Source organism: Brevibacterium sp. AGC70 (assembly GCF_057334195.1).
The window spans coordinates 105,222-130,074 of the sequence record NZ_JBHFIH010000002.1; the positions used below are offsets into that span (position 1 = coordinate 105,222).

The window sequence follows — 24,853 nt, forward strand, 5'->3', positions numbered from 1 at the left end:
CCCCCGGCGATCTGTCTGTTGCAGGACCTGCTCAGACGGGGTCGTTCAGGTTCGATCGCTGCCCGTTCAGTACCAGTCGACGATGCCCTGCATCAGAGCCTCGGCATACTTCTGCTGACCGGACTTCGATTCCATGGTCTCGGCTTCGTCGGGATTGCGCATCTCACCGCATTCGACGATGACGGCAGGAACCGAGGCGTTGTTGAGTCCTGCCAGGTCGGGGCGCCGACTGATGGCGTTCTTCCCGTAGGCGCTGTTGGGGGTGAACGGATCAGCCAATGCCTTACTCATAGCATCGGCGAGGCGGTTCGAGTCGTCTTCGACAGCTTCGGAGCTGCCCGGTTCCGCGACGATGACATGAAAGCCCTTGGGCGTGGCCGATTCGCTGCCGTTGGCGTGGATGCTGACCATGAGGTCTGCGTCATCCGCGAACGTGCCGCGCTCGTCGACGCAGGGGCCCACACCCGTGTTGTCGTCGCGACTCATGACCACTTCGGCCCCCGCGTCTTCGAGTTCCCGTTCGAGCTTCTGTGCAACGCCCCAGTTGAAATCGGTCTCGGGATAATCGGTATCCGTCGCGGTTCCGGTGGTGTTGCATGCTTTGGTCCCACCTCGTCCATCCGGAACTGGGCGGGCGATCTTGTTCGGGTGTGAGGCGTTGCCTCCGTTGTGACCAGGGTCAATGGCGATCGTGCGACCGCTGAGGTCGACCGCAGGATCCGTTGTTGGGGTATCCTGCGCGGCGGGGCTCGTCGAACTCGACATTGCCTCGGGCTCTGCCGGTGTGGACGCAGCGGGTTGCGACGGCGGGCTCGCATTGCACCCCGTGAGGCCCGGCAAGGTGAGAACCACGCACAAGAGTGGGGCCAGGGCACTGCGACGAGGTGACATAGTGCCATTGTTCCAGGAAAGATGTCGGCAACAGGTGGTTTCGGCGGAATCGACACGAGACACGGACCGCAATGGCAGAGACAGAGCCGGTTGAGGGATTAGAATTTAATCGAACGAGAGGAAACGTGTGGAAGAGGAAAGTTACGGCGCCAGGCATCTGTCAGTGTTGTCGGGTCTCGAAGCGGTTCGCAAGCGTCCGGGTATGTACATCGGGACCACTGATTCCCGTGGGCTGATGCACTGCCTGTGGGAGATCATCGACAATGCCGTCGACGAGGCTCTGGGCGGCTTCGGCAAGTCGATCCTCATAGAACTCGAACCGGACGGCTCAGTGGCGGTCACGGACAGCGGCCGAGGCATCCCCGTGGACATCGAGCCCAAGACGGGACTGACCGGCGTCGAGGTGGTTCTGACCAAGCTCCATGCCGGAGGCAAGTTCGGCGGCAGTTCCTATGCCGCGTCCGGCGGTCTGCACGGCGTCGGCGCCTCCGTCGTCAATGCACTCTCTGCTCGGCTCGATGTCGAAGTCACACGTGGGTCGAAGGTTCACAAGATGTCCTTCCACAGAGGTGTGCCGGGGCGCTTCGACGATTCCTCCGGACAGCCCGGTCCTGACAACCCATTCGAGGAGTTCCAGGAGCCGACCGGGCTCGATGTCGTCCGCAAGGCGAAGAAGGGAGTCACGGGCACGCGAGTCCAGTACTGGGCTGACCCGCAGATATTCCTGACCAAAGCCCAGTTCGACTACCAGCACCTCGTCGAGCGTGCACGCCAGACGGCATTCCTCGTCCCCGGGCTCGAACTGCGCATCGAAGACCGCCGTGGAGTCGCCCGCGACGAGACCGGAGGGGTCATCGCCGAACGCCTCGAGGTCTTCCGCTTCGACGGCGGCATCACCGAATTCGTCGACCATCTGTCGATCGACCCGCCGATGACGGACACCTGGCGTCTGCAGGACACCGGAAAATTCAGCGAGACAGTCCCAGTACTCGACTCCTCGGGTCACCTGGTCTCGAAAGAGGTCGAGCGCGAAGTGGGCGTCGATATCGCCTTGAGGTGGGGGACCGGCTACGACACGAAGGTCAAGTCCTTCGTCAACGTGGTGTCCACTCCGCACGGCGGAACCCACCTGGCAGGTTTCGAGCAGGCCAGCCTCAAGGCCATGCGCAAGGCTGTCGAGGCCAACGCCCGCAAGCTCAAACTGGGCAAGGACAAACTCGAGAAGGACGACGTGCTGGCAGGCCTGACAGCGGTGGTCACGGTGCAGTTGGCCGAGCCGCAGTTCGAGGGGCAGACTAAGGAAGTTCTGGGTACGGCCGCGGTCAGGCAGATCGTTGCGAAGACGGTCGAGAAGCAACTGGGCGACATCCTGTCCTCGACCAAGCGCGCAGAGAAGCAGCAGGCCGCGGTCCTCATGGAGAAGGTCGTCGCGGAGCTCAAGTCGCGCATCTCGGCTCGCACGCACAAGGAGAACCAGCGGCGCAAAACGGCGCTCGAGGCATCCTCCCTGCCAGCCAAACTCTACGACTGCCGTGACAACGGAGTGGAGAACACAGAGCTGTTCATCGTTGAGGGCGACTCGGCGATGGGAACGGCGAAAGCCGCTCGCAACTCCGACCACCAGGCACTGTTTCCCATCCGCGGCAAGATCCTCAACGTGCAGAAGGCATCGTTGTCGGACATGTTGGCCAACGTCGAATGTGCTGCACTGATCCAGGTCATCGGGGCCGGATCCGGCCGCAGCTTCGACATTGACGCGGCCCGCTACGGACGTGTCATCATCATGACCGACGCCGACGTCGACGGTGCTCACATTCGGACCCTGCTGCTGACCCTGTTCTTCCGCTATATGAAGCCACTGGTCGAACAGGGTCGAGTGTTCGCGGCTGTGCCGCCCCTGCACCGTGTGGAGGTGGTCACGAAGCGCGGGACGCCCAACGACGTCATCTACACCTACAGCGAGGCAGAACTCCATGCTCTGCTGAAGAAGCTGGAGAAGTCGAAGAAGGCATACAAGGAACCCATCCAGCGCTACAAGGGACTGGGTGAGATGGATGCCGACCAGCTGGCGGAGACGACGATGGATCCGAGCATGCGCACACTGCGCCGAGTGACCATGGCCGACGCCGAGGCAGCAGAGAACACCTTCGAGCTTCTGATGGGGTCATCTGTCGGACCGCGAAAAGAGTTCATCGTCTCGGGAGCCGCTGTTCTCGACGCTGAACGCATCGACAGCTGAGCCGGGGCGACGCGAGGGGTCAGAATCCGGGAGCGACGGGGGCGAAGAGCAACAAGCTGGGGACCAGCAGCAGGCCCAGCGCCACAAGCGTCGACGTCACGCGCACCGGTACCCGTGCAGGGTCAAGAGGCCGGGACAGACGGTCGATCCGCTGAGTCGAGAGATCGCTGCGATGCTCTGGGCTGATGCCCGCCGCTTCTCGCACTGCCTTCGCCAGAATCGCCGGGTCGACGTGCTCGCGAGCCTGGTCATCGGCCATGAGTTCAATCAGACCATTGACTGAGTTGAGGCCGATCGCGGTAGCCGAGAAGAACGGCAGAGCACGGTGCCACGCGGCGAAGGGAATCACCAGCACGTCGTGGCGGAAGTCCAGATGGGCTCTCTCATGTGCGATGACGGCTGTGCGCTCGTCCTCGCCGAGGACTTCGAGCAGTCCTGTTGAGAGCACTGCAGTTCCTTTGCGCGGCCCCTGTGGCAGGCAATAGGCGACAGCTTCGTCGGTCGTGATGATCCGCGTATCAGGGTACGTCGCGGATGGTTCGCTGAGCAGATGCAGAATCTCATCATGGCGAATGCGAGTTCTGCGCGCGGAGTAGAACGTCAGGGCAAGACAACCCAGCAGTCGGGCGATGAGTGCCATTGCGATGATGAGGAAAATCCAGGCGAAGACCGTGAGATGAGCGTGCGACTGTCCTCTGGCGAGCTGCCAGAGTCCCTCAGGCAGACTGTGCGAAGTCGGAGCAACGGCAAAAGCCAGTGCTGTGCCGATAAGTGAGAGGCCACCGGAGAGGCCGACGGCCTGCCACAGAATGACCTGCGAGATGGGATCTCCCCGAAAACGGGAGAGCGCGGCCGGAACCGGCCACGCTAAGAGAAATGCAAGTACCGCGAGGACGGATCCCACGACGCTCATGCTCGGGAACGACCTGCGTCAGGAGTTGGTCGAGTGATTGCGTCCCAGCATCTTGCGCAGGGCCTTAGTGTCGGCCTCCGATACGGTGCCGAGGAATCGGGCAAGAACGGCCTGGCGATCCGGGGCCTGTGACAGGACTTCGGTCATCAACTCTGCAACATGGTCTTCCCGCGTCGAAACTGCGAGGTAGCGATGCGGACGGATGCTGCGGTCGCGAGTGACGAACCCCTTCTTCTCCAGCCGGGTGAGGACGGTGTGGACGGTGGTCAGTGCCAGATCGCGTGCTGCCAGCACGTCGCGGAGTTCGGCCGCGCTCAACCCATCATCATGTACCCAGATGGCGTCCATGACGCTGCGTTCGAGTTCGCCCAGTGTTCCCACGGTGTCCTTGTCCTTCGAGGTGATGGTCCTTGTTGCCAGTTCAGTCTAACTCTACAAGCTGTCGAATTCCATGTGAGATCGACTGCAATTCGCTTCGTCGCCGTTGCTGGTGCGCTGTTCGGTCGAATCGGGGTCCTGCACATCTCGGGGGAATGGGGTGAACTCAAACCGGCACTGACGCACGTTCTGGGACGGCAGATCTTAGATGGCGGAATGTTGCCGCGATAGCTTCTACGCACTGTAGAATTCTACGTGTTGTAGAAACTTGGTCTTCCACGAACGGAGTACCCATGGACCTGGATCCGGTTCTCATCGGGCGCTGGCAATTCGGCATCACCACCGTCTATCACTTCTGGATGGTCCCACTCACCCTCGGCCTCGGCATGCTGGTCGCGATTCTGCAGACCATGTACCACCGCACGGGCAATGAGATGTACCTGCGCAGCACCAAGTTCTTCGGGAAGCTCTTCCTCATCAACTTCATCATGGGTGTGGCGACCGGCCTGGTCCAAGAGTTTCAGTTCGGTATGGCCTGGAGCGAGTATTCCCGTTTCGTCGGGGACGTCTTCGGTGCGCCGCTCGCGCTGGAAGCGCTGCTCGCGTTCTTCCTGGAGTCGACATTCCTTGGGCTCTGGATCTTCGGCTGGGGCAGAATCCCTCGTGCTGTTCATCTGGGCAGCCTCTGGTGTGCGGTCATCGGGTCATGGATCTCCGCCTACTTCATCATCGTCGCGAACTCGTGGATGCAGCATCCGGTCGGGGTCGAAATGGTCGACGGCAGACCGGTGATGACCGATGTCTGGGCAGTGCTGACGAACAACACGGCGATCGCCGCCTACACCCACGCGCTGTGCGGGGCGCTGGCCGTCGGCGGCAGCTTCCTGCTCGGAATCTCCTGGTATCACCTGTACCGCCGGCGCAAAGACGGAATTGACACCATCGGAGCCGACGGAAAGGTCGTCGTCGGCTCCGCTCCCGATGTGCCCGGACGAGATGCCATCGATCACCAGGTCTGGATCCGTTCTCTGCGGATCGGCGCGGTCGTCGGCATCGTCGCCTTCGCCGGTGTGGCGATCACCGGCGACATCCAGTCAAAGCTCATGTTCGAACAACAGCCCATGAAGATGGCCTCGGCTGAGGCTGCCTGCCACGATGGAACGGAGTTCTCGGTGCTCACGATCGGAGACCCCTCCTCGAACGACTGTGATGGTGTTGAGAACGTGTTCGAGATCCCCGGTCTGTTGTCCTTCCTCGCCAACGGCGACTTCGACACCCCGGTCCACGGTGTGACGACTCTGCTTCCTGACTACCAGGAGAAGTACGGCACCCATCTTCCCGAGGATGAACGCTACGGCCAGCACTCCGGCGAGAAGATCGACTACCAGCCCATCATGATCGTCACCTACTGGGGCTTTCGTCTCATGATCGGATTCGGCATGATCGCAGCGGGAGTCAGCGCCCTGGCGCTGTGGCTGACGCGCAAGGGCACCGTCCCCGCCTCGGCCTGGCTGATGCGTGCGGCGCTCCTGTCCATCACAGCACCCTTCATCGCGAACTCTGCCGGTTGGATCTTCACGGAGATGGGACGTCAGCCGTTCGTGGTCGCGCCGAATCCCGCACGACAAGACGCTGTGTACATGTTCACCCAGGCTGCACTGTCGCCCCAACTCACGCCGGCGATGCTGCTGTTCTCCTTGATCAGCCTCAGCCTCGTCTACGGCGTTCTGATGGTGGTCGAACTGCGGCTGCTCATCGTCTACATCAGGGGAGGGGTCGCCTCGGCGATGCCTGAGGTCACGAAGACCAACCACACCCCGCGGATCACGAACGACGAAGACGACGTCCTGTCGTTCGCGTACTGAGGAGAAGACACGATGGAAATTCTCGCCACGATCTGGTTCGTCCTCATCATCGTCCTGTGGATGGGGTACCTGTTCCTCGACGGCTTCGACCTCGGCGTCGGCATGCTGATGCCGGTGCTGAGCCGTACAGAACGGCAGAAGCGGGTGCTGCTCAACACGATCGGGCCGACATGGGATGGCAACGAAGTGTGGCTGGTCACCGCGGCCGGGGCCACGTTCGCAGCCTTCCCACATTGGTATGCCTCCCTGTTCAGCGCCCTCTACATACCGCTGACGTTGTGCCTGCTGGCATTGATCTTCCGCGCCGTCGCCATCGAATATCGCGGCAAAGGACACAGCCGGGCATGGAAGTCCTTCTGGACCTGGGCGATGGCCGTGGGGTCGGGTGGAATCGCATTCTTCATCGGCGCCATGCTCGCCATCACCTCCATCGGGCTGCCTCTGAATGGCAACGGTGACATCGTCGGCGGAGCATTCGCCTGGATGGGGTGGCCCGCCGTCTTCGGCGGTGTGGGCGGAGTCGGCTTCGCCCTCGTCCACGGCCTCATCTTCCTGGGTCTGAAGACGCAGGGCGACATCCGAGACAAGGCTCAGCGGTGGGCGCGGAGGATGCTGCTGCCGTGCTCGATCGGCTTCCTCATCTGGTTCGGTCTCTCCATCACCCAGCGCCCATGGCTCATTGCTGTGGTCCTCGCAGCGGTGATCGCGCTGGGAGCGACGTACTTCGCTGTGCGGTCCGGGGCGGAGAAGGCAGCCTTCGCTCTGCACGGGCTCTACCTCGTGTTCGGACTCTTCGCTGTGTTCGCCGGGGCCCATCCCAACGTGCTGCCCTCCACATCGGACTCCGCGAACTCGCTGACAATCGCCTCGGCGTCCTCATCGGACTACACGCTCACGGTGATGCTGGTCGTGACCGTGATCTGCCTGCCGATCATCATCGGCTACCAGATCTTCAGCTATCGCATGTTCCTGGGCCGTATCGCCGAGACCCACATCCCCGAAGCGCACCGTGTGCCGGTGGCGATCAGGTCATGAGATCCCCACTGCGGATTCTGCTCGACCTGCCGGGCGGTCAGCGCGGATTCTGCCTCTCCCTGTTCAGCGCCCTGGCTCGGGCTGTGGGCATCGTGCTCATCGCCGAGGCTCTGGTGCGATCGATCATCGGGTCAAGCCCCGTCGCAGTCTTGGCGGTGCTGGGGCTCCTGGGAGCGGCTCTGCGAGGTGCGAGCCTCTGGACGGATCATAGTTTGGGGACGTCTCTGGCTGCTGCGAACAAGCAGCGGCTGAGGTTCTCGATCCTGCGATCACTCCTCGCCGGGCGCGGGCAGCCGCGAATGAACACGGCAGTCACCGTCACGCGCGGCATCGACGACCTCGACGACTACTTCACGACCGTAGTGCCGGCATTGAGCGCCGCAGCGGTGGTGCCGCTGACGCTGCTGATACGGATCGTCTTCACCGATGTCCTCTCGGCGGTCATCATCGCGCTGTGCCTGCCATTGGTGCCGGTCTTCATGATCCTCATCGGCCGGTTCACGGAGGCTTCGACAGCTGCCAGCACCACAGCACTCGAACGTCTGTCCGACCACCTCGCCGAGCTGGCCGAAGGCCTGCCCGTGCTCATCGGGCTCGGGCGGTCCAGGGACCACGCGCGCACCCTGCATGCTTTAGGGGAGAAGTACCACAGCGCGAACCTCGCCACGCTGCGTATCGCGTTCCTCTCGAGCCTCGCCCTCGAACTCATCGCCACGATCTCTGTGGCTCTCGTCGCCGTCGTCATCGGGCTGCGCCTCGTCTCCGGAACCATGGACCTGAGCTCCGGCCTCTTCGTCCTGCTCCTGGCTCCCGAGTGCTTCACTCCGCTGCGCGAACTCGGCGCCGGATACCACGCCAGCGAGAACGGCCGCGAGGCACAGGATCGTGCCCACGCGCTGATTGCAAGGACCGACAGTGCGACACCGGAAGGGCCCGACGGCGACAATATGTCTGGTGTCGGTGCGGCAGGTTCCACTGCAGCCGGTGTCGGTGCTGCCAGTGATGCAGATGCTGGCGCCCGACACCGCGTCGTCTACCCGAACGGAACGACGGTCGAGTGGAACGGCGACTTCCCGACCTCTCCCGGCATCACTGCGGTTCGAGGAGCTTCGGGCGCAGGAAAGTCGACGATTCTGGCAGCCCTGTCCGGTCATCTGCCTGCACAGGCGAGAACCACGATGAGACCGCGCCGAGTCGCCTTTCTGCCGCAGGCCCCACGCATCTTCGGTGCGACGAGCGGCGCCGAGCTCGAGGTCTACGGTCTCCCACACTCACAACAGGGGACTGCACTGCGCAGAGCCCGTCTGCCTGAGGATCCGACTCTGTCGACATCTGCTCTGAGCCCTGGCCAACTTCGTCGACTCGCCTTCGTCCGAGTGGTCCACCTGATTGACGGCGACGCGGAGACCCTCGTCCTTGACGAACCGACTGCTCACCTCGATGATGACAACGCGCAGATCATCATCGACATGATCGCCGAGGCGGCAGTTCGTGTGCGAGTCATCCTGGCCAGCCATGACGACCGGGTCGTCGCACTCGCCGACGACGAGATTATTCCCAGGAAACCCATCCCGGGCACGCCCGCAGCACGGTCAGCACGGGCGCGCGCACAGGAAGCTGATCGGGATGCCGACCAGTGCGCAGATCCGGAATCCGATCCGCGGAATCATGTCCCAGCGGCCTCGCACGCCGACTCGGCAACACTCGCCGCCCCGGTTGTACGCACTGCCCCAACGAGGCTCACCGAGCCTGCGATGCCCTCCGATTCCGCAGCGGCTGGCAGAACGCAGAACGCGGATGCAGTGGGCGAGGACCACAGCTGGGCACAAGAAGGTCGAGGAGCGGCTCTTCGTCGGCGATGGTCGCTCCTGCGGTCGAGCATGCCTCTCTTCACCCCGAACATGATCATTGCTCTGATCTCGTCCTGCGCCTCCAGCTTGGCGGCAATCGCGCTGACTGCAGTCTCCGCTTGGCTCATCGTCGAAGCGTCATACCAGCCTCCCATCATGATTCTCATGGTCGCCATCGTCGGCGTGCGGTTCTTCGGGCTGAGCCGATCAGTGCTTCTCTACCTCAGTCGGCTCAAACTGCACTCGGCGATCTTCGCTTCGTTGGGCAGACTGCGCTCTCGTCTTTGGGAGCACTTCGAAGCAGTCGGCATGGGAGATCGGAAGCTGCTGACCTCTGATGCCGCGCTGCGCACCATGGTCTCCGATGCCGATGATGTTCGGGACCTGATTCCGCGGACTCTGTTCCCGCCTGTCGCCTCGTCGTTGGTCTTTCTCGCCGTGCTCATCGCGGCCTGGGCGCTTGACCCGGCGACGCTGCCGGTGTTCCTGGCGCTCGGAGCGATCAACCTGGTCGTGGTGCCAGCAGCAGTGATCTGGAGTGAAAGCGGCCTCGCTGGCCGAGTCCGAAAGCTCCGCAGCCGGATACTCTCCGTCCTGGCTCGGGCGTTGAACGCCAAAACGGATCTGCGCACGAATCGAGCAGACGCCACTGTGCTGACAGTGCTCGCTCGCGAAGAGCAGGAGCTGCAGCGTGTCCAGCGTCGCTCCTCGAACCGCTTCGGTCTGGCGCAGCTCTGGCTGCAGCTGAGTACGGTGGGCGCTGCTGTGCTCATCGCGATGTCGTCGTCGGCACCGACCGAGATCCGGGCAGTAGTCGTTCTCATTGCACTGGGCTCTGCAGATGTCTTCTCACAGTCACTGCTCGCATACCGTGCGCTGCCGACCCTCGGTGCTGTCCTCGACCGCATCCCTGCACTGTCACCTGCCCAGTCCAGTCCCTCGACCCATAATCACAGGGGCAAGGTCTCCGACGCGCAAACGTTCACTGTCCTCGAGCTCAAGGATATGAGCGTCGGGTGGGACGACGGTCCAGTAGTCGCCGATGTGGATCTGCGAGCTCAGAAGGGCAGGTGGACCGTCCTGCACGGCGACAGCGGCACCGGAAAGACGACGACGCTGAGTGTGCTGCTGCGTTTCCTCGACCCGTGGTTCGGCTCCTATCGGGCAGAAGACGATGCAGGACGCGAGACGGACGTGCTCGGTCTGGCGCCGGAGGACCTCGCCGGCCGAATCGCGTGGTGCCCGCAGGAGGCGCATGTGTTCCGGTCGACGGTGAGGGGCAATCTGGCGATCGCGCGCAGAGACACACCCAGCAGTGAGGAGATGTGCGCGGCTCTGACCAGCGCGGGCTTGGGCGAATGGGCCGATCCGGCCGGACTCGACCTCTGGGTCGGCGATCACGGAGCTGAGATCTCCGGGGGCCAGCGTCAGCGCCTGGCTGTGGCCCGGACGCTTCTGAGCGGAGCCGAAGTGCTCGTACTCGACGAGCCGACAGCACATCTGGATGATGAGATGGCTCACCGGCTGGTGAGTGATCTGCGGGATAGTCTGGACTCACACGCCGTTGTGATGGTCACTCACGACCGCAGTCTGATCGCAGACAGCGATCGACTGGTCGAGCTGGGAGGCGAACTCAGTCGCGCTTCGAGCCGAACATGATCTCGTCCCAGCTGGGGATGGATGCGCGACTGTTCTTCTTCGCCTTCGCCTTCGACTCTGTGTCCTTGAACTGATTCGAATCTTCGCTGACCCCCGGCTCGTTGAGCAGGGACAGCTGATTGTCGTCGTCGAATCTGCCGACCTCCTGGGTCGGCTCCTGAGGTTCGTCCGGGTCGAGGGCCGTCGGATCGGCAGCTGCCGGGTCCTCGAATGCGAAGACTTCGTCATCGGTGGCGTCTGCGGGCCGTCCTGGCGCGGTGTGCGCACCTTGAGGATGCGTTTCCGGGTCCTCGGTGACTGCGCGAAGTCTGCCACGTGGTTCGTCCTCGTCCTCATGGCGACGACGCTTGCGCAGATTCTCCAAGATCCGTCCGGTCTCCGCCTGGTGGTCCCGGGCGGCCGGAGTCGAATCGTTCGGAGCTGGGGGAGCAATCGGGGTTTCGATCTCCTCGGTGTTCTTCTGACGTTCGGCCCCGGTTCCGTAGTTCGGAATCGGTCCTGTGTCCGTGGGTCCCGAATCGGCGAGCCATTTCGCTTCGTCATCGATGGGGGTCAGCGACCGGCGGTAGTAGCTCCATCCGGCAGTGCGGGTCCGATCCGCGGCGGTGAAGCTGAGCTGGATGTACCAGTTGCCGTCCTGCTGCTTCCACGCATCCCAGTCCATCGTCTCGATGTCGACGTCGCGCATCGCCAGACGGGTCTGACACAGCTCCACCAAGGGAGTCGGGTCGCCGTTGGGGTCATGATCGGAATAGATCGGATGCTGACTGGCCGTATACGCGGTGTGTGCGCGTTCGGCAAGAGCAGGGCGCTCGTAGGTGCGGACCTGTTCGATATCGGCACCCGTGGAAGCAATGACTTCCTCCGCGCTCATCCCGCCCCGGATCATCGCTTGGATGTCGCGAGGGCGCACAGGGGTCTCGGGCTTGACTGTGGTGCGGTCCTTGCGGACAGCGGCGTACAGAGCTTCGTCGAGAGCCAATCGATACTGCAGCCCGTTTTCGTCGTTCAGCAGCAGATGAGTGCCGTCGGCGTCGACTCCGTTCAAGATCAGTTCACGCATGCCTTAAGCTCCTTTATCGCGTCTCCCTGCATCGTGTCACGTCCGGGGCCGCGCATTGGGCAGATTTGCGCGCGAGTCGCGAAATGGCCGCTCTGACAGGTCAACAGTCGGTCGGTGCGGTCAGCGGTGGGGTCGGTTCGGTGGGCACCTGGACTGGACGGCGGCAGTCGGTCTGAACGCTGAGTGGAATTGACTCACTGTGCGGACAGCGGGCGCGGAAACTCTACAGGCTGTAAAATCGGTGACTGTGAACAACACTGAACCCATTGACGCTCTCGTCCTCATGTCATTCGGGGGACCGGAGGCGCCAGAAGAAGTCGTCCCGTTCCTCAAAAACGTCACCGCCGGTCGTGGAATACCGGAGGAGCGACTCGAAGAAGTCGGTGAGCACTATTACGGTTTCGGTGGAAAGTCGCCCATCAATGATCAGAACAAGGCACTTCTGCAAGCTCTGCGCGAGGAGCTCGAGCGTCGAGGCATCGGCATTCCTCTCATCTGGGGCAACCGCAATTGGGAACCGTACCTGACCGACGAGGTGCGCGCCGAGGCGCAGGCTGGGCGAACTCGATTCCTGTCCATCGACACCTCGGCGTACTCGTCGTATTCCTCCTGCCGTCAATACCGTGAGGACTTCGCCAAGACGATCGAGGAGTTGTCGGCGGAGGGTGCGAACGTCACGATCGATAAGATCCGGCAGTTCTACAACCACCCCGGCTACGCAGAGGCGTGTGCAATCCTCCTGAGAGAGGGCATTGCCGACTTCACGAAGCAGGTCGGTGCCCTTGATGCGTCGAAGCATCGAATTCTCTTCGTCACACATTCGATCCCCAACGTCATGCAGGACGCTTCGGCCGTGGCGACCAGCGGCTATCGCGCACAGCACGAAGAGCTCATTGCCCACCTCGTGGATGGGCTGCCTGCGGCCGAAGCGCTTCCGGCAGAGCTGGTGTACTGCTCCCGCTCGGGCTCTCCAGAGGTTCCATGGCTCGAACCTGATGTCAACGATCGAATGACGGAACTCGCCGCAGACGGTGTCACCGGAGTCATTCTCGTGCCGATCGGGTTCATCTCCGATCACATGGAGGTCGCCTTCGACCTCGACACCGAAGCAAAGGAGACGGCGGCCGAACTCGGCTTCGCCTTCACCCGTTCAGCGACAGTCGGGACGCACCCCCTGTTCGTTTCGGGGCTCGTCGATCTGGTCGAGGAGAGAATCGCACAGCTGCGCGGCGAACAGACGGCTTCGCCGACTATCACCGGCTCCACGGCGCTGGTCCCCGGCAGCGGTGCGTGCAGCATCGAATGCTGCCGCGGACGCATCGAACGGGCTACCGAGCCCAACTGGCCAGCCTGAGCTCAAGTATCCCGAGCGCTCTTCGGGAACCAGAGCGCTCCTCAGACAACGGAAATCCCTCCTCTGCAAGTTGCGCAGGGGAGGGATTCTCGGTGTCGGTCGTCCCGAGGAGTCAGGACTCTTCAGGTGCGGGAACGACCGGTATCGCACCGGTCTCTGCTGTGATGACCGCCGCGATCGGACCGGTGTCGACATCGTTGCGATCGGCCAGCTCCAAGAGATTCTGCAGGTCGTCGATAAGGGTCTCGACGAGGTAGTCGTCCCCCGCTGACCGGGCTTCATGAATGCGATGACGGACATCGTCGATCCTGGTATCGAGTTGATTTGCGAATTCACTCATCGTGTATCCGTCCTTCCTCGGGCCGTCTCCCACGCATGGGACGAACCCAGTTTCATTCGCCGAAAAGATGCTATCGGCGCTATTCGACTTATGTATTCTCGCAGAGCTTTTCGAGAGTCGTATGTGCGAACCGTCACGAAGCGACTCATCAGTGATGAGAATCACTGTGAACATGGACGATCTGATCTTGCCAACCGCAAGCATACAGTGCACAATGCTGGGGACACGTTTGGCGAGAGGGGTTGAAAACCCTCTTCAGCACACCCGACAGAGAGCGATGAGCCATATGGCAACGGATTACGACGCACCTCGTAAGCAAGACGATGAAATCAAAAGCGATTCGATTGAACAGCTGAAGGCTTCACGCTCGCAGGCGCAGGCAAGCAAGATTGACGAAGATGAGACAGCAGTTGCCGAAGGGTTCGAACTGCCCGGCGCAGACCTGTCGAACGAAGAGCTCTCCGTTCGAGTGCTGCCCAAGCAGAATGACGAGTTCACCTGCATGGAATGCTTCCTGGTTCGCCATCGTTCGCAGCTGGCGAGCGAAGAGGGTGGAGTCCCGATCTGCACGGACTGTGCTGGCTGAAGCGACTGCCGAACGATACAAGAACGCGCCCTTGTCGGGGCGCGTTTCTGTGTCTCGGCTCGTTTCAGTCCCGGTGCGTCAGCTCCTTAGTTGCGTGAGCTCCTCCGTCGAGAAAATTGCATAACGCGTGAGTGTGAGGGCTGGCGCGAATGTCAGGGTTTGAGAGCCGCGGCGAGCTCTAGCGGACGTTTGCTCGAAACCAGCCAGTAGGGGGTCGGGTCGCTCTCATCTTGAATGTCGATCCGCACAGCAGACTTAGCCCAGGGACGCAGCATGAGGAACGCCCGAGCGTCGAGACCAGTCCCTCGGGCAGTCCGTGCATCTTCGCCGTCGTAGCCGGTGGCATCGGTGATGTATCGGCGATCGATATGCGCATCACCGACGAAGAGCTGTCGTTCGGTGACGATGATTGAGATTCCGAGCGAACGCAGCCACCATGCCAACAGGACGAAGCTGACAACCGGGAGGATGATGGTGCCGGCCGTCCACACAGGGAGGACCATAAGGGCGGTCGAAGCCGCCGCGATCACAATGAGAATCCACATGCCGATGGAGGGGCCGAGTTTCTCCGTGTAGACCACGCGTGTTTCGGGTTGAGTCGTTGCCATGAGGCCATTCTCCCATAACGGACTTTTTGGAAGCGCTCAGGCTTCGGCGTTAGAGTGCATCTTTGTGGCAGAAATCCTGAAGATTGACCTCAAACTGCTTGATGCAGGTATGACTCCTCCCTCCTACGCGCACGCGACCGATGCGGGCGCCGACCTGTGCTCGGCGATCGACTTCGTCCTCGAACCGTTCGAACGGAAGGTCGTGCCCACCGGGATCGCGATTGCCCTGCCGGTCGGCTGCGCAGGATTCGTCCATCCGCGATCGGGACTCTCGAGTAAACACGGAGTCACCGTCATCAATGCTCCGGGCACGATCGACGCCGGCTATCGGGGTGAGATCAAGGTGCCTCTGATCAACCTCGATGCGCGGACGCCTCTGCGCATCTCGCGCGGAGACCGCATCGCCCAGCTCGTCATCCAAGAAATCAAACAAGCAGACTTCACTCTGGTCGAATCGTTGGACGACAGCGATCGCGGGGCAGGGGGCTTCGGCTCCACAGGTGGAGTGCAATCAGGTCTGACCGAGAAAGAGGTGTGAACGACCATGGGACTGTTCTCCCGATTCTCCAAGAAATCCTCCGCTGAGAAGATCGACGACACCGTCGATGAGGAACATGACGTCGACGACGTTGTGACAGATGACACCGATGCCGAGGACTCAACCGAAGGCGATTCGGACGAGTCCGATGCGAGCATGCCTGAAGGCTCGACTGCTGACGACGACTCTGATGGCCCGCCAGATGACGAAGACGTCGACGAACTTGACGAGGAGGCCCTGCTCGAGAAGTCCGCTCCCTTCGACCGTTCCGAGAAGGGCCCGTTCGACGCGGCGGAGGAATTCCCTGAGCTCAACCGGCTCGATCTGGGTGCTCTCAAGGTGCCGGTCGTCGACGGCATGCAGGTGCGTTTGGATACCGACGACGATTCCCAGCGAGTGCTGGCAGTGACACTCATCCATGAAGGCGGGGGAATCCAGCTGCAGGCCTTCGCGACCCCACGCTCGGAAGGACTGTGGAATACCGTTCGCAAACAGTTGGCGACTGGAGTGACTTCACAGGGCGGCGAAGCCTCGGAGCTGCACACCTCACTGGGCAGGGAGCTTGCTGTCGAGGTTCCTGCCAAGACCGAGGACGGTCGCCCGGGGAAGCGTGCCATGCGCTTCGCAGGAGTCGACGGTCCACGCTGGTTCGTTCGCGCGGTGTTCTCCGGCAAGGCCGTCACCGACGAAGAGACTCGGTCCGAACTCAGCGCACTCTTCCGCGGCGTCGTCGTCGACAGAGGACACGAGGCGATGGCTCCGCGTGAGCTCATCGTGCTCACCGCGCCACAGGTCGACGGAGATTCTGAGACCACGGACGAGGACAAGGACGAGCTCAATCCGTTCGAACGCGGTCCGGAAATCACCGAGGTCCGCTGAGTTCCATGCTGGATCTCATCACACGCCTTGTGCGTGACTTCGGTTCCAGGGACGCCGAGGCGCGGGCCGATCTGAGACTGGTATCCCAGATTCCCGGCGTCATCAGCGTGCAGGATCTGACCCCTCGGAAGATGTCGAGGATCGCCGGTGTCGTCAGCGCAGTGACCCAGTCATGCAGCGGCGACAGCCCCCGTCTGCACATCACAGTTGCCGATGGGACCGGAGAGGTCCACGCACAGTTCCTGGGCCGCCGTGAGATCAGAGGCATCAGGCCAGGAGCACTGATCGTCCTCGAAGGACGCTTCTGTGCTCATGACGGAGCGCTGAAGTCCCACAACCCGGTCTACGAGCTGATTCAGACCGGCGACGACCACGAGTGAGCTGAGCCGGCCTCGAGTGACCCGCGACGACCACGAGTGAGCTCAACGAGCGGGAGCCTGCAGCAGTTCGAGCAGCGCGCCTTCCTGATCCGGTGAGGAGAGGAAGAACAGCTCGTCTCCGGCCTCGATCACGTCATCGGCGCTGGGCGCGAATGCCCGCGAGTTGCGGATGACCGCGACGAGCACCGTGTCCAGCGGGAAGGCGATTTCGCCGATCCGTGAGGCGACGAGCGCGGACGACTCATGAACGGTGAACTCCATCAGACCAGCCTGACCGCGTTCGAAGCTCATCAGATGCACCAGGCCTCCGACCTCGACAGCCTCCTCGACAAGTGCGGTCATCAGTCGTGGTGTCGACACTGCCACGTCGACGCCCCAGTTCTCGTCGAAGAGCCACTCGTTCTTCGGGTTGTTCACCCGCGAAACGGTGCGAGGCACACCGAACTCCGTCTTCGCCAGCAGGGACAGAACGAGATTGGTCTTGTCGTCACCCGTCGCGGCCACGACGACATCGGCCTCCTCAAGTTTGGCCTCACCCAATCCCGCCAGCTCGCACGCATCCGAGAGCAGCCATTCGGCTCCCGGTATGCGCTCATGGCCCAGAGCCTCCTTGCTCTGGTCGATGAGCAGAACGGCGTGCTCCTTGTCGATGAGCTCCCGAGCCACTGAACGACCGACGGACCCGGCCCCTGCGATGACGACTCTCATTCTTCCTCCATTGTTCGCACCGGCTGGTCCAGGATCTTCTCGATCTCGCCGAGGCGGTCCACCGGGCACATCAGATGGACCAGGTCCCCGTCCTGGAGGAGCAGATCCTCGTGAGCGAGGATGCCCTCGGACAGGCGGGTGACGTAGGCGACCCGTGCCTTGGTTCTGGTCTCGATCTCCTTGATCGGCCTGGCCACCCAGCCGGGATCGAGATGGACTTCGGCGAGTACGAGCCTGCCTGAAGGCTCGCGGAATTCGGTGATGGATCCCTGCGGAACGAGCTTGCGCATCACCTGGTCGGCCGTCCACCTCACTGTGGGAACGGTCGGAATGCCCAGTCGTTCGAACACCTGGGCGCGGTTGGGGTCGTAGATTCTGGCCGCGACGTTGACCACGCCGAAAGTCTCCCGGGCGACACGCGCGGCAAGGATATTGGAATTGTCTCCGCTGGACACGGCGGCGAAGGCGTAGGCGTCTGCAGTCTTCGCCTGGGAAAGGGTCTCACGATCGAACCCGATGCCGGTGATGGTGGAACCGCTGAATTCCCTGCCGAGCTTGAGGAACGCATCGGGGTTGCGATCGACTACAGCCACCGAGTGCCCATTGGCATCGAGGGCTTTGGCCAAGGACGCTCCGACTCGTCCGCAGCCCATAATCACGAAGTGCATGGGTAATCCTCTCCGCATTGATCTACCATTGGTGCCCGTGGCCAGCAGTTTTTCTGATGCCGTCAAAAGACTACTCGTTGGACGGCCCTTCCGCAGTGAGGACAGGCGTGCGCCTGCGCTGAAGAAGCGCATCGCAATGCCTGTCTTCGCTTCCGACATGCTCTCGTCCGTGGCCTATGCCCCCGACGAGATCTTACTGGCGCTGTCCCTGACATCTCTTGTCGCTCTGACTGTGGCGCCCTGGATCGGTGTAGCCGTCGGCGCGGTGATCTTGGTCATCGTCGCCTGCTACCGCATCAACGTCAAGGCCTACCCGTCGGGTGGCGGCGACTACGAGGTCGCGTCGAAGAACCTCGGGCCACGTGCCGGCCTGGTCGTCGCCGCGGCCCTACTGGTTGACTATGTGCTGACCTTGGCCGTGTCGATGACGGTCTTCGCCGCCTACATCACTACGGCCTTCCCACTTCTGGCACCATATCGTGTCGCAGTGGCGATCATCGGGATTCTGCTCATCACCCTGGCCGGGCTGCGTGGTTCACGCGCCACACCGGTGCTGCTTGCCGTCCCGACCTACCTGTTCCTCGGTGCTGTATTCCTCACCATGTGCGTGGGCCTGCTGCGGGTCGGCGCCGGAGACCTCCCGCAGGCGGAGACGGCCGACTACACCGTTGTCCACACCGGAGTCAACGACGAAGCCACCCTCGGGCTGGCGACGGTCCTCATCGTCCTGCGCGCCTTCTCCTCGGGCTCAGTGGCATTGGCCGGTGTGCAGACGGTGGCCACAGCGGTGCCCGCATTCAAGAAGCCGCGCGGCAAGAACGCCGGCAACACCCTGCTGCTCTCCGGCCTGCTGGCGGCCCTGATGCTGACCGGTCTGACCTATCTGGCGTCGGTGACCGGGGTCAAATACGTCGACGATCCGCACCTCTACCTGATGCGACCAGACGGCAGTGCGGTCAGTGCCGAATACGAACAGGAACCGGTGCTCGCGCAGCTGGCCCATGCCATCTTCGACAATGCACCCGTGATGTTCTACCTCGTTGTGCTTGTCGCAGCGCTCGTTCTCATCGTGGCCGCGAACACCGCGGTCGAAGGATTCCCCGGCCTCGCCTCTCGACTGGCACGCGACGGATTCCTGCCCAGACAGCTGGCGACGAAGGGCGATCGGCTGACGTTCTCGAACGGAATCCTGCTCTTGGCCTTCGCCGCTATCCTGCTCGTCATTGCAACGCAGGCCTCGGCGACGACGCTGATTCAGCTCTATCTCGTCGGAGTCTTCGCCAGCTTCGTCGTCGGGCAAGCCGGCATGGTCCTGCACTGGAACAAGCGTCTGCGACTGGTCATCGACTCGAAGGCGCGAGTGAGGATGCACCTCAACCGACTCGTCAACGGGGCCGGCTGCATCATCGCCTCTGGTGTGCTGCTCGTGGTCATCGTCTCCAAATTCCTCGCCGGTGCCTGGCTTGCAGTCGCGGCCATGGCCGGACTGTTCCTGGTCATGGGCGCAATCCATCGTCACTACTCACGCGTTGCACGGGAACTGGCTCCAGAGGTCGACGGCGGCTCCCGCACAATCCCGTCGAATACCCACGCGATCGTCGTCGTCAATGAGATCAACAAACCGACGCTGCGTGCCCTGTCCTATGCGCGGGTGACACGCTCGAGTCAACTCGAGGCGATCACCGTCGCAGTCGATGAAGACTCTGCCGCAGCTCTGCAGCGTCAGTGGAACGAGATGGCGCTGCCCGTGCCGCTGACGGTCCTCGACTCTCCCTACCGGGAGCTCCTCAGGCCGCTGTTGGCGCATGTGCTCGCGATCCGCCGCCGATCACCGCGTGACCTCGTCATCGTCTATATTCCGCAGTTCATCGTGGGACGATGGTGGGAACACATCCTGCACAACCAAGTAGCCTTGAAGCTGCGCACTCGTCTCCTGCTGGTCCCCAACGTCGTCGTGGTCTCCGTGCCCTGGCGGTTGCGTTCCTTCTCCCGGCAGTACGACGGCGATGGACCTGAAAACGACAATCCACTGTACAGACAGGCTTGAACACCGATGAGCGCACCTTCAGCCGAAGCGATTCCGGCCATGGATCTGACCCTGCACATCGAGGGCCCGGCCGCCGGCGGCAGCAGCATTGCGCGCCACGAAGGGCAGGTCGTCTTCGTCACCGGAGCCATCCCCGGGGAGACCGTGCGTGTTCGCACCGAGGCCGGATCGGCCGCGAAGTTCCTCCGCGCCGACGTCACCGAGGTGCTCGAGGTCTCCGAACATCGTGTTCGAGACCGTCGCGAGCAGTTCCTCGCCGAGGACGCGCAGAACCCGAGACTGTTCGGTGGGATGGAATTCGCCCATGTTGACCTCGCCCACAGCCGTGAGCTCAAGGCTCAAGCCCTGCGCGACCAGCTGTCGCGCATCGGGCATATCGACCGCAGCGTCGATGTCGCGGCCGCACCGGGGGAGACGACCGGACTGAACTGGCGAACCCGGGTCCAGCTGGCCGTCGACGGACACGGTCGTCTGGGTATGCTGGCTCCACGATCCCACGATGTCGTGCCCCTGGTCTCGGCTCCGTTGGCGACATCTGCCATCGCCGAGGTTGGCCTGACTTCCCTGCGACTGCCGGGTGCCGATCGACTCGAGTTCGCCTGGTCAGGTGATCGCGGAGCCGCGATCGTACGCGGTGACTGTGATCCCTCGGCGCTGACCGACCTGGCACAGGCTCTGCCTGCGCAGTGGTCAGTCCTCGCCGATACGCGAAACGGAAGTGGCCGGAAGAGGATCAGCACCAAGGGCGGCCACACGAAGCTCTCCGTGGTCAGGGGAGAGGACCAACTGATCGAAAAGGTCGCCGGGCGTGACTACCGAGTCGCGGCTGATGGGTTCTGGCAGGTCCACGAACAGGCTCCCAAGCTGTTGAGCGCTCAGGTCAATGCGGTGCTGAGCGAGAAGACACAGATGATCACAGATCTGTTCTGCGGAGTGGGGCTGTTGGGAATCAGCGCCGCCGATGCCACCGGTGCCAGGCTCTACGGGGTCGAGGGCGCGAAGTCGGCCATCGAGAATGCGAAGGTGAATGCAAAGGGCCTCAACGCCGCCTTCGACGCGTCCCGGGCCGATCGAGTGACGATTCCTGACTCGGACGTCATCGTTCTCGATCCTCCGCGTTCCGGAGCGGGGAAGGCAGTCACCCGAGCTCTGCTCGAGTCGAGCGCGAAGACGATCGTCTATGTCTCCTGCGACGCAGCCACGCTGGCTCGAGATCTGGCGGTCCTGGTCGACGGGGGATTTTCAATTGAGAGCCTGCGCGGCTTCGATCTGTTCCCACTCACGGCCCACCTGGAATCGGTCACCGTCCTCAGGCGGTGACCGTATCGGGACGGAGGCCCACCTCGGCGAGGGAGAGATCTCAACCGGCGTCCACCTCGGCGAGGGAGAGATCTCAACCGGCGTCCACCTCGGCGTCTGAGGATCTCAGGTTCGCGCCCTCTGGGGGAGGAGGACGAGGACGATGAGCGCGATGAAGGTGGTGAGGAAACCCCATAGGCCCCACCATCCCGAGGAGCGGCCCTTCTCATCGGCCAGGGTTCGACAGATGACGGCGAAGATGATGCCGACGAGGAGTGCCCCGAATCCGAATCCGGCTCCGAGAGTGAACGGGTCCATGAATGCTCCTAGTTCGCAGCTGCTGATGTGACTCCAGATTAGGGACTTGCGGCACCGCTTCGCGCGGGAGTTGTCCGGACTTTGCCTTGGGGAAAACCCGATTCTCAGTTCACCGACAGGCCATGCTCCGAAGGTGGTCAAGGGCGACCAAATGAGATAGAATTTATCTTGACGTCAAGATACTTTTGGAAACATTTGTGTCGCGTAAATCGGTGCGCGGCTCACGGGCTGGCCCGGTTTCTTGGATGAGTGTCGGATGAAACAGGAGAATCACGATGAGCAACGTCGATACGTTCAAATCGAAGAGCACCCTGACCGTAGGCGAAACGGATTACGAGATCTATCGCCTGGATCAGGTCCCAGGATCAGAGAAGCTTCCATTCAGCCTCAAGGTGCTGTTGGAGAATCTGCTGCGCACTGAAGATGGTGCGAATATCACTTCGGAGCATATCGAAGCCCTCGGCAGCTGGGATCCCAGTGCTGAGCCGGCTACGGAAATTCAGTTCACCCCCGCCCGTGTGGTCATGCAGGACTTCACCGGCGTGCCCTGCATCGTCGACCTCGCGACAATGCGCGAGAAGGTCGTCGAACTCGGTGGAAAGCCGGAACAGGTCAACCCGCTGGCTCCGGCTGAGCTGGTCATCGACCACTCGGTTCAGATCGACAACTTCGGTACTGCCGAAGCGATCGAGCTCAACATGGACATGGAGTACAAGCGCAACGGTGAGCGCTACCAGTTCCTGCGCTGGGGCCAGACGGCCTTCGACGACTTCAAGGTCGTTCCTCCAGGCATGGGCATCGTCCACCAGGTCAACATCGAGCACCTCGCACGCGTCGTCATGCCGCGTGAGGTCGACGGTGTGCTCCGCGCCTACCCGGACACCCTGGTCGGCACCGACTCCCACACCACCATGGTCAACGGACTCGGAGTGCTCGGCTGGGGCGTCGGCGGAATCGAAGCCGAGGCAGCAATGCTCGGCCAGCCCGTCTCGATGCTCATCCCTCGCGTCGTCGGCTTCAAGCTGACCGGCGAAATCCCTTCCGGTGTGACCGCAACGGACGTCGTGCTCACGATCACCGATATGCTGCGTCAGCACGGAGCAGTCGGAAAGTTCGTCGAGTTCTACGGCGAGGGTGTCTCCGCGGTGCCTCTGGCCAACCGCGCGACGATCGGCAACATGAGCCCCGAATTCGGTTCGACCGCTGCGATCTTCCCGATCGACGAGGTCACCGTCGACTACCTGAAGCTCACCGGTCGTTCGGCCGAACAGATCCAGCTGGTTGAGGACTATGCCAAGACCCAGGGCCTGTGGCACGACCCCAGCAAGGAAGTTGAGTACTCGGAGTACATCGAGCTCGATCTCTCCACCGTCGTGCCTTCGATCTCAGGACCGAAGCGCCCGCAGGACCGCATCGAACTCACGGATGCCAAGAACCAGTTCGCCAAGGACATCCACAACTACGCGAAGCCCGGCGAAGAGAACAAGTCGGCTCCCGTCACCACCGGCGACGGGTCCAGCTTCGAACTGGCCAACGGTGCTGTGGCGATCGCTTCGATCACTTCGTGCACCAACACCTCGAACCCATCGGTGATGCTGGCTGCAGGTCTCCTGGCCCGCAATGCTCGCAAACGCGGACTCAACTCCAAGCCATGGGTCAAGACCTCCATCGCTCCCGGTTCGAAGGTCGTCACCGAGTACTACAAGAAGGCCAACCTCATTGAGGACCTCGAGGCACTGAACTTCTTCGTCGTCGGCTACGGCTGCACCACCTGCATCGGCAACTCCGGACCGCTCGATTCCGATATTTCGGAGAGCATCCAGGACAACGACCTGGCAGTCAGTGCAGTACTCTCCGGCAACCGTAACTTCGAGGGCCGCATCAGCCCCGATGTGAAGATGAACTACCTCGCCTCGCCTCCACTGGTCATCGCCTATGCTCTGGCCGGAACCATGGACTTCGACTTCGACAACCAGCCTTTGGGCCAGGACTCGGAAGGTGTCGACGTCTACCTCAAGGATCTCTGGCCATCACCGGAAGAGGTTGAGTCGGTCATCGCCTCGTCGATCTCGACAGATATGTTCGACGAGGAGTACGGCCGAATCTTCGAAGGCGACGATCGCTGGAAGGCTCTGCAGACACCGGAAGGCGCGATCTTCGAGTGGGACGATCAGTCGACCTACGTGCGCAAACCCACCTTCTTCGACGGAATGGATCTGGAAGCTGAACCCGTTTCCGACATCAAGGGTGCACGCGTGCTTGCGAAGCTTGGCGACTCGGTCACCACCGACCACATCTCGCCTGCAGGTTCCTTCAAGGCCGACACCCCGGCCGGCAAGTACCTCATCGAGCACGGTGTCGAGCGCAAGGACTTCAACTCCTTCGGTTCGCGTCGCGGCAACCACGAGGTGATGATCCGCGGCACGTTCGCGAACATCCGCCTGCAGAACCAGCTCCTCGACGGAGTCCAGGGTGGCTTCACCCGCGACTTCACTCAGGAGGGCGGTCCGCAGACCTCGATCTTCGACGCATCCGTGAACTACGCGAATGCCGGCACCCCTCTTGTCATCCTCGGTGGCAAGGAATACGGTTCGGGATCCTCTCGTGACTGGGCTGCCAAGGGCACGAAGCTGCTCGGCGTCGAAGCCGTCATCACCGAGAGCTTCGAGCGCATCCACCGCTCGAACCTCATCGGCATGGGCGTTGTTCCTCTGCAGTTCCCCGTCGGCGAATCAGCAGACTCGCTGGGCCTCGACGGCACGGAGACCTTCTCGATCTCCGGCATCACGGAGCTCAACGAGGGCAAGACCCCCAAGACCGTCAAGGTCTCGGCCGCGAAGGACGATGGAACCACCATCGACTTCGATGCAGTGGTCCGCATCGACACCCCGGGTGAAGCCGATTACTACCGCAACGGCGGCATCCTGCAGTACGTGCTTCGGCAACTTGCCGGTAGTAAGTGATTTGCTCGAATATGAGGCTATCTGGCCGCTGAGAATTGGGCTGCGGTCCTGATTTTAGCTTCTCACGCACATGCGCCCGTCACGTTATTTCGTGGCGGGCGTTAGTGTTTTTTTGGGTGGGCCGGTTCGACCATGACGTTCCTTTGTCAGGGTCGCTACCCGCAGAATGGCAACGATCCGATCGACTTGCGCCAATGTCAGCGCTGGCGCGCCTTTGGCCTTGATTGCTCCTGCTCGGCGGAGGCTTTCTAGGGCATAGGCAGGCACCGATA

Annotated in this window: 21 protein-coding genes; 12 read left to right on the plus strand and 9 right to left on the minus strand. The window is 62.2% G+C overall.

Translation table 11 applies throughout. The features are described from left to right. Positions 1 to 66 precede the first annotated feature (66 nt). Entirely contained in the window at positions 67 to 765 is a 699-nt protein-coding gene (locus ACE03M_RS02845) for an N-acetylmuramoyl-L-alanine amidase (protein WP_485932700.1), read from the minus strand. A 253-nt stretch (positions 766 to 1,018) separates the two neighbouring features. On the opposite strand from ACE03M_RS02845, the gene ACE03M_RS02850 reads away from it, so the two are divergent. Beyond that, entirely contained in the window at positions 1,019 to 3,130 is a 2,112-nt protein-coding gene (locus ACE03M_RS02850; RefSeq protein WP_485932701.1) for a DNA gyrase/topoisomerase IV subunit B, read from the plus strand. Positions 3,131 to 3,149: 19 nt separating this feature from the next. On the opposite strand, the gene ACE03M_RS02855 is transcribed toward ACE03M_RS02850, so the two are convergent. Beyond that, entirely contained in the window at positions 3,150 to 4,043 is an 894-nt protein-coding gene (locus tag ACE03M_RS02855; protein ID WP_143923762.1) for a M56 family metallopeptidase, read from the minus strand. 18 nt (positions 4,044 to 4,061) lie between these two features. Further along, positions 4,062 to 4,424, minus strand: a complete 363-nt coding sequence (locus tag ACE03M_RS02860) for a BlaI/MecI/CopY family transcriptional regulator (protein WP_143923761.1) — start codon at positions 4,422 to 4,424, stop codon at positions 4,062 to 4,064. A gap of 296 nt (positions 4,425 to 4,720) precedes the next feature. On the opposite strand from ACE03M_RS02860, the gene ACE03M_RS02865 reads away from it, so the two are divergent. From ACE03M_RS02865 to cydC, 3 genes are read left to right on the plus strand one after another with little or no spacing between them, the layout of a single operon-like run. Next, complete coding sequence (locus ACE03M_RS02865) at positions 4,721 to 6,286, plus strand: cytochrome ubiquinol oxidase subunit I (RefSeq protein WP_395949937.1); 1,566 nt, start codon at positions 4,721 to 4,723, stop codon at positions 6,284 to 6,286. 12 nt (positions 6,287 to 6,298) lie between these two features. Further along, positions 6,299 to 7,321, plus strand: coding sequence for a cytochrome d ubiquinol oxidase subunit II (gene cydB / locus ACE03M_RS02870; RefSeq protein ID WP_485932702.1), 1,023 nt, complete (start codon positions 6,299 to 6,301; stop codon positions 7,319 to 7,321). Continuing rightward, positions 7,318 to 10,830, plus strand: coding sequence for a thiol reductant ABC exporter subunit CydC (cydC, locus tag ACE03M_RS02875; protein ID WP_485932703.1), 3,513 nt, complete (start codon positions 7,318 to 7,320; stop codon positions 10,828 to 10,830). Before cydB ends, cydC begins: the two co-directional genes overlap by 4 nt. On the opposite strand, the gene sepH is transcribed toward cydC, so the two are convergent. Then, positions 10,805 to 11,893 carry a septation protein SepH gene (gene sepH, locus ACE03M_RS02880; protein WP_485932704.1) on the minus strand — a complete coding sequence of 363 codons (1,089 nt, stop codon included), beginning with the start codon at positions 11,891 to 11,893 and terminating at the stop codon, positions 10,805 to 10,807. The genes cydC and sepH overlap by 26 nt on opposite strands. Positions 11,894 to 12,140: 247 nt before the next feature. Between sepH and ACE03M_RS02885 the strand changes: the two genes are divergently transcribed. After that, positions 12,141 to 13,247: a ferrochelatase gene (locus ACE03M_RS02885; RefSeq protein ID WP_485932705.1), complete on the plus strand. Its 1,107-nt coding sequence runs from the start codon at positions 12,141 to 12,143 to the stop codon at positions 13,245 to 13,247. A gap of 112 nt (positions 13,248 to 13,359) precedes the next feature. Here ACE03M_RS02885 and ACE03M_RS02890 read toward each other — a convergent pair whose 3' ends face one another. Next, a complete protein-coding gene (locus tag ACE03M_RS02890) occupies positions 13,360 to 13,587 on the minus strand; it encodes a hypothetical protein (RefSeq protein ID WP_143923755.1) in 228 nt (75 codons plus the stop codon). A 286-nt stretch (positions 13,588 to 13,873) separates the two neighbouring features. Here ACE03M_RS02890 and ACE03M_RS02895 point away from each other — a divergent pair, with 286 nt between their 5' ends. Then, positions 13,874 to 14,173 (plus strand): DUF4193 domain-containing protein, encoded by a 300-nt coding sequence (locus ACE03M_RS02895; RefSeq protein ID WP_092107696.1) that lies wholly within the window; start codon positions 13,874 to 13,876, stop codon positions 14,171 to 14,173. A 152-nt stretch (positions 14,174 to 14,325) separates the two neighbouring features. Here the strand turns inward: ACE03M_RS02895 and ACE03M_RS02900 are convergent, their stop codons facing one another. After that, positions 14,326 to 14,781, minus strand: coding sequence for a DUF3093 domain-containing protein (locus ACE03M_RS02900; RefSeq protein WP_485932706.1), 456 nt, complete (start codon positions 14,779 to 14,781; stop codon positions 14,326 to 14,328). Between the two features lie 64 nt (positions 14,782 to 14,845). Between ACE03M_RS02900 and dut the strand changes: the two genes are divergently transcribed. Genes dut through ACE03M_RS02915 form a run of 3 tightly spaced genes read left to right on the plus strand, consistent with a single transcriptional unit; the run spans position 14,846 to position 16,578 of the window. Further along, entirely contained in the window at positions 14,846 to 15,319 is a 474-nt protein-coding gene (gene dut, locus ACE03M_RS02905) for a dUTP diphosphatase (RefSeq protein ID WP_186293177.1), read from the plus strand. Positions 15,320 to 15,325: 6 nt separating this feature from the next. Next, complete coding sequence (locus ACE03M_RS02910; RefSeq protein ID WP_485932707.1) at positions 15,326 to 16,198, plus strand: DUF3710 domain-containing protein; 873 nt, start codon at positions 15,326 to 15,328, stop codon at positions 16,196 to 16,198. 5 nt (positions 16,199 to 16,203) lie between these two features. Next, positions 16,204 to 16,578 carry an OB-fold nucleic acid binding domain-containing protein gene (locus tag ACE03M_RS02915; protein ID WP_485932708.1) on the plus strand — a complete coding sequence of 125 codons (375 nt, stop codon included), beginning with the start codon at positions 16,204 to 16,206 and terminating at the stop codon, positions 16,576 to 16,578. A gap of 42 nt (positions 16,579 to 16,620) precedes the next feature. Here the strand turns inward: ACE03M_RS02915 and ACE03M_RS02920 are convergent, their stop codons facing one another. After that, positions 16,621 to 17,286, minus strand: a complete 666-nt coding sequence (locus tag ACE03M_RS02920) for a potassium channel family protein (RefSeq protein WP_143923751.1) — start codon at positions 17,284 to 17,286, stop codon at positions 16,621 to 16,623. Next, positions 17,283 to 17,954, minus strand: coding sequence for a potassium channel family protein (locus ACE03M_RS02925; protein WP_143923750.1), 672 nt, complete (start codon positions 17,952 to 17,954; stop codon positions 17,283 to 17,285). The genes ACE03M_RS02920 and ACE03M_RS02925 overlap by 4 nt, the downstream gene beginning before the upstream one ends. Before the next feature lie 136 nt (positions 17,955 to 18,090). Here ACE03M_RS02925 and ACE03M_RS02930 point away from each other — a divergent pair, with 136 nt between their 5' ends. Both ACE03M_RS02930 and ACE03M_RS02935 read left to right on the plus strand, forming a co-directional pair. Continuing rightward, on the plus strand, positions 18,091 to 20,001 hold the full coding sequence (locus ACE03M_RS02930; protein ID WP_485932709.1) for an APC family permease: 1,911 nt from the start codon (positions 18,091 to 18,093) through the stop codon (positions 19,999 to 20,001). Between the two features lie 6 nt (positions 20,002 to 20,007). Then, positions 20,008 to 21,321, plus strand: coding sequence for a class I SAM-dependent RNA methyltransferase (locus tag ACE03M_RS02935; RefSeq protein ID WP_485932710.1), 1,314 nt, complete (start codon positions 20,008 to 20,010; stop codon positions 21,319 to 21,321). A gap of 105 nt (positions 21,322 to 21,426) precedes the next feature. Here the strand turns inward: ACE03M_RS02935 and ACE03M_RS02940 are convergent, their stop codons facing one another. Then, positions 21,427 to 21,618: a hypothetical protein gene (locus tag ACE03M_RS02940; protein ID WP_143923748.1), complete on the minus strand. Its 192-nt coding sequence runs from the start codon at positions 21,616 to 21,618 to the stop codon at positions 21,427 to 21,429. A 275-nt stretch (positions 21,619 to 21,893) separates the two neighbouring features. Here ACE03M_RS02940 and acnA point away from each other — a divergent pair, with 275 nt between their 5' ends. Beyond that, entirely contained in the window at positions 21,894 to 24,581 is a 2,688-nt protein-coding gene (acnA, locus tag ACE03M_RS02945; RefSeq protein WP_485932711.1) for an aconitate hydratase AcnA, read from the plus strand. Positions 24,582 to 24,853 lie beyond the last annotated feature (272 nt).

Coding starts and splice junctions, on each gene's coding strand:
- ACE03M_RS02845 (WP_485932700.1), bottom strand. CDS start 765: ATGTCGAGTTCGACGAGCCCCGCCGCGCAGGATACCCCAACAACGGAT.
- ACE03M_RS02855 (WP_143923762.1), bottom strand. CDS start 4,043: ATGAGCGTCGTGGGATCCGTCCTCGCGGTACTTGCATTTCTCTTAGCG.
- cydB (WP_485932702.1), top strand. CDS start 6,299: ATGGAAATTCTCGCCACGATCTGGTTCGTCCTCATCATCGTCCTGTGG.
- cydC (WP_485932703.1), top strand. CDS start 7,318: ATGAGATCCCCACTGCGGATTCTGCTCGACCTGCCGGGCGGTCAGCGC.
- sepH (WP_485932704.1), bottom strand. CDS start 11,893: ATGCGTGAACTGATCTTGAACGGAGTCGACGCCGACGGCACTCATCTG.
- ACE03M_RS02890 (WP_143923755.1), bottom strand. CDS start 13,587: ATGAGTGAATTCGCAAATCAACTCGATACCAGGATCGACGATGTCCGT.
- ACE03M_RS02895 (WP_092107696.1), top strand. CDS start 13,874: ATGGCAACGGATTACGACGCACCTCGTAAGCAAGACGATGAAATCAAA.
- ACE03M_RS02900 (WP_485932706.1), bottom strand. CDS start 14,781: ATGGCAACGACTCAACCCGAAACACGCGTGGTCTACACGGAGAAACTC.
- ACE03M_RS02910 (WP_485932707.1), top strand. CDS start 15,326: ATGGGACTGTTCTCCCGATTCTCCAAGAAATCCTCCGCTGAGAAGATC.
- ACE03M_RS02915 (WP_485932708.1), top strand. CDS start 16,204: ATGCTGGATCTCATCACACGCCTTGTGCGTGACTTCGGTTCCAGGGAC.
- ACE03M_RS02920 (WP_143923751.1), bottom strand. CDS start 17,286: ATGAGAGTCGTCATCGCAGGGGCCGGGTCCGTCGGTCGTTCAGTGGCT.
- ACE03M_RS02925 (WP_143923750.1), bottom strand. CDS start 17,954: ATGCACTTCGTGATTATGGGCTGCGGACGAGTCGGAGCGTCCTTGGCC.
- ACE03M_RS02930 (WP_485932709.1), top strand. CDS start 18,091: ATGCCTGTCTTCGCTTCCGACATGCTCTCGTCCGTGGCCTATGCCCCC.
- ACE03M_RS02935 (WP_485932710.1), top strand. CDS start 20,008: ATGAGCGCACCTTCAGCCGAAGCGATTCCGGCCATGGATCTGACCCTG.
- ACE03M_RS02940 (WP_143923748.1), bottom strand. CDS start 21,618: ATGGACCCGTTCACTCTCGGAGCCGGATTCGGATTCGGGGCACTCCTC.
- acnA (WP_485932711.1), top strand. CDS start 21,894: ATGAGCAACGTCGATACGTTCAAATCGAAGAGCACCCTGACCGTAGGC.